This window comes from Ferrovum myxofaciens, assembly GCF_000735045.1.
GTDB lineage: Bacteria > Pseudomonadota > Gammaproteobacteria > Burkholderiales > Ferrovaceae > Ferrovum > Ferrovum myxofaciens.
Window position 1 is genome coordinate 1 of record NZ_JPOQ01000490.1, and the last position, 304, is coordinate 304.

At 64.1% G+C, this 304-nt stretch carries 1 protein-coding gene; it reads left to right on the forward strand.

The genetic code is table 11. From position 1 onward, the window contains the following. Positions 1 to 304, forward strand: a 304-nt coding sequence (locus tag IV91_RS0114735; protein ID WP_031599570.1) for an ABC transporter ATP-binding protein, incomplete at both ends; no start/stop codon positions are given.

Below are 304 nucleotides of genomic sequence, written 5' to 3' on the forward strand. Positions count from 1 at the left end.
CGAAGGCGTCCTCCATACCCGCGGCCGCATCGCCGCACTGCTCGAACTCGGCACCGGCTTCAACCCCGAATTCACCGGCCGCGAAAACATCCGCCTCGGCGCCTCCCTCCTCGGCCTCGACCCCGATACCATCGAAGCACGCATCCCCGACATCGCCCACTTCGCCGACATCGGTCATTTCTTCGATTATCCCGTCAAACTCTATTCCTCAGGCATGCATGCCCGCCTCGCCTTCGCCCTCGTCGCCCACGTCGATGCCGATCTCCTCATCGTCGATGAAGCCCTCGCCGTCGGTGATGCCGCT